Annotated in this window: 4 protein-coding genes; 3 read left to right on the plus strand and 1 reads right to left on the minus strand. The window is 49.8% G+C overall.

Annotation, left to right across the window (positions count from 1 at the left end; translation table 11 throughout):
- Nucleotides 1-164: 164 nt before the first annotated feature.
- Complete coding sequence (locus tag C7A19_RS14405; protein WP_116645238.1) at nucleotides 165-1196, minus strand: LacI family DNA-binding transcriptional regulator; 1032 nt, start codon at nucleotides 1194-1196, stop codon at nucleotides 165-167.
- 258 nt (nucleotides 1197-1454) lie between these two features.
- Here C7A19_RS14405 and C7A19_RS14410 point away from each other — a divergent pair, with 258 nt between their 5' ends.
- The 3 genes from C7A19_RS14410 (at nucleotide 1455) to C7A19_RS14420 (ending at nucleotide 3571) form a co-directional block, all read left to right on the plus strand.
- Nucleotides 1455-1898: a PTS sugar transporter subunit IIA gene (locus tag C7A19_RS14410; RefSeq protein ID WP_116645240.1), complete on the plus strand. Its 444-nt coding sequence runs from the start codon at nucleotides 1455-1457 to the stop codon at nucleotides 1896-1898.
- A 117-nt stretch (nucleotides 1899-2015) separates the two neighbouring features.
- A complete protein-coding gene (locus C7A19_RS14415) occupies nucleotides 2016-2303 on the plus strand; it encodes a PTS sugar transporter subunit IIB (protein ID WP_116645239.1) in 288 nt (95 codons plus the stop codon).
- Between the two features lie 11 nt (nucleotides 2304-2314).
- Entirely contained in the window at nucleotides 2315-3571 is a 1257-nt protein-coding gene (locus tag C7A19_RS14420; protein ID WP_077458580.1) for a PTS ascorbate transporter subunit IIC, read from the plus strand.
- Nucleotides 3572-3676: the final 105 nt, after the last annotated feature.

A 3676-nucleotide genomic window follows, 5' to 3' on the forward strand; every position in this document is an offset into this window, starting at 1 on the left:
GTCAAATTTGGCACCGATAGTGACAGGCGCCCATTGCATGGCGCAGCGCAACTGGCGCCCAGAGGCAAAGTGCATTGTTGTTGATATAATCCCAAGGCTTGTGTTCCCTCCACCAATGGAATCATCGGGAGCAAAGTGCCTGTCCCTATAAAACGGCCAAAAAACTAATTTTTTCTTGCGGTGCTGGCGCGATGTGCGAGTTTACATGGAATAGTTTGCGTGCCTGTAAGCGGTTGGCCTTCAATGGCTTGCAAGATCGCTGTCGCTGCCAGTGTGCCGAGGGATTGATAGTCAATTTCAGCGCTGGTTAAACTCGGAAAGGCATGCTCACTCATGGAGGAGCCCTCCAAGCTGATAATCGCGATATCGGTCGGCACTTTTAACACCCGTCGGTGACACTCAAATAACGCGCCGATAGCTATCTCTTCATGGCTACATACCAATGCGTCTAACGTGGCATCGCGAAGCAACAATTTCGCCAACCCTTCTGCCCCCAATTGCGCCGATGGTGCCTCATGCGTTGTCAGAAAATGGTCAGGGGTTAAATAGTGCTCAATCATCGCACCCTGCCAGCCCTGTAGCTTGCGTTGCAAGGTGGCATGGTTGCCCCGCGCACCAATAAAACCAATATGATGAAAGCCCTGACTTACAAGGTGGGATGTACAGCGCTTGCCGATATCGTGGGGGTCGCTGCCCATGCTGGCATAGCCTTTCATAGAGGGAGACTCAGCGATTTCGAGAACAGGCGCATTGGCCATTTCAAGCAATTGATGGGTACGCTGCGTATGCTCATTGCCAAACAGAACGACTGCCGCAGGTCGGCTTTCTAAAAAACCGGCCAATAAATCCTCTTCCTGCTGGACAGAATAATCACTGTAACCCAGCAACAATTGATAGCCCGCTTTATTCAACCGCTGTTGAAAACGAGGCAAAAACAAGGCGCAGGCCTTTTCCAATAGAGAAGGAATGATCAACGCAATGGCATAGCTTTGCGCTGATGCCAAGGCACCCGCAGCTTTATTAGGAATATAACCCAGTTGCTCAACAGCACGTTGAACCTTATCGCGCAATTTGTCAGAGACAGCATCCGGGGTGCGCAACACCCTGGAAACCGTCATGGTGCCTACCCCAGCCTGTTTGGCAACATCCGCAAGCGTAACTTTACCCGTATTGCGTCGTTTTCTTGGTTCACTCATTATATCTATTGATTACTCATCATTTTATGACACCGTATCCTATCACAGCCATCAGCGATTAATCCGTGCCCCGCATGGCCTCTTTGTAGCATGACGCATAGGTAGACAGAAAAAATGATAGCGCTATCACATCTTATGGTAGCGCTATCAGATAGCGCTACCATTTGTGATCATTGTCCATTTATTGCTCAGTTTTCAGCGATAGAGTTATCAACAATTCTCCAACAACCTAATAAAACCTTTAAAACGGATAGAGCCATGTTACGAGATCTGATTACCGCCGACGTTATCCGCATTCACCAGGATGCCAACGATTGGCAAGATGCCATCAACAAAGCCTGCGCAGCACTTTTGGATAACGGTGCCATCACGCCAAGCTATGTCGACGCGATTTATCGCTCACACCAAGAACTCGGTCCCTACTATGTGGTGGGCCCGGGTATCGCGATGCCCCACGCACGCCCTGAAGATGGCGTTAACCGCCTCGCCCTGGCTATCACGGTGATCAAAGACGGGGTCAATTTTGACAGCGCCGAAAACGATCCGGTTAAGGTGCTAGTCACCCTCGCGGCCACCGACAGTAATAGCCATGTCGAGGCTATCTCCCAACTGGCGAACCTTTTTATGAATGACACACACATCACACAGATCAGCCGCGCCACCAACGTGGATGAGATATTAGCCATTATCGCCAACTACTAACCCTTACATCGGTAGCAACAAAACGCAAAGACACAAAGGGCTCGCCCTTAGCTATCGACTTTAAAACAACGAACATGCTGAAAATGCATCTGTTAACCCAAATAGAAGGTCTGAATTATGAAAATCACAGTCGTATGCGGCCACGGTCTTGGCACCAGCCTAATGATGGAAATGAGTATCAAAAAAATCATCAACGATCTTGGCATAGAAGCCAGTGTCGACCATATCGATCTGGGCTCCGTCTCTGGGACAGAAGCCGATATATTCGTCGCCACCAATGATATCGCCCAACAGTTACAAGCGATGAATGTATCGCCGCGCATTGTCGCACTCGACAACATGGTGGACAAAGAGGCAATGAAAACCCGCTTGTCTGAGGTCCTACAAGCACTTGGTGCCCTATAAGGAGTGACGTTATGCCCTTTTTTAACTTCCTGATGAAAGACGTACTCTCTGAGCCCGCAGTATTAGTGGGTTTGATTGCACTGATTGGTTTAATCGCCCAGAAAAAGCCCGCGACCGAATGCATCAAAGGCACCATCAAAACCATTCTAGGCTTTGTGATCCTAGGAGCCGGTGCCTCATTGGTAGTCAGCTCACTCGGGGATTTTGCCACCATTTTCCAGCATGCGTTTGGTATCAGTGGCGTGGTGCCCAACAACGAAGCCATTGTCTCCATTGCTCAAGAAGCCTTTGGTAAAGAAATGGCAATGATCATGTTCTTCGGCATGCTGGTTAACATTCTTATCGCACGCTTAACCCCGTGGAAATTCATCTTTTTAACCGGTCATCACACCTTGTTTATGTCGATGATGGTCGCCGCGATCCTTTCCACCAGCGGAATGGAAGGGATCCCATTGGTCGCATTAGGCTCTGTGGTTGTCGGCTCGGTGATGGTGTTCTTCCCTGCCATCGCCCATCGCTACATGCAACAAGTCACCGGCTCAGATGAAGTCGCCATTGGTCACTTTTCAACCCTCTCTTACGTGTTAGCCGGCTTTATTGGCAGCAAGTTTGGCAACAAAGCCCACTCCACCGAAGACATGGACGTGCCCAAAAGCCTGTTGTTCTTGCGTGATACGCCAGTCGCTATCTCGTTCACCATGGGGATTATTTTTATGGTGACGTGTCTGTTTGCCGGCGGAGACTTTGTGCGCGAAGTGAGTGACGGTAAACACTGGTTTATGTTTGCATTAATGCAATCCATCACCTTTGCAGGCGGGGTGTATGTGATCTTGCAAGGGGTAAGAATGGTGATTGCCGAGATTGTACCGGCGTTTAAAGGGATTTCCGACAAACTGGTGCCCAATGCCAAGCCAGCACTCGACTGTCCCGTGGTCTTCCCCTACGCCCCCAATGCGGTGTTAGTGGGCTTTTTATCAAGCTTTGTTGCTGGGCTTGTCGGTATGTTCTTGCTCTATATCTTAGGGCTTACGGTGATTATCCCTGGTGTAGTGCCCCACTTTTTCGTCGGCGCAGCAGCAGGGGTATTCGGTAATGCCACCGGCGGACGACGCGGCGCAATATTAGGGGCGTTTGCGCAAGGCTTACTGATCACCTTCCTGCCCGTGTTCTTGCTCCCAGTGCTCGGCGATCTGGGCTTTGCCAACACCACCTTTAGCGATGCAGACTTTGGTGTGGTCGGTATCCTACTCGGACTAATTGTGCGATAACCACAAACAAAAAAGGATGAACGAGCCGATTGGCTTGTTCATCCTCCTGAATTCAGATAAATAAGTGCAACACTCATGGTTAAACTGGCGAGGGGAAGTCAACTG

The sequence above is a fragment of the Salinivibrio sp. HTSP genome, assembly GCF_003390965.1.
GTDB classification, from domain to species: domain Bacteria; phylum Pseudomonadota; class Gammaproteobacteria; order Enterobacterales; family Vibrionaceae; genus Salinivibrio; species Salinivibrio kushneri.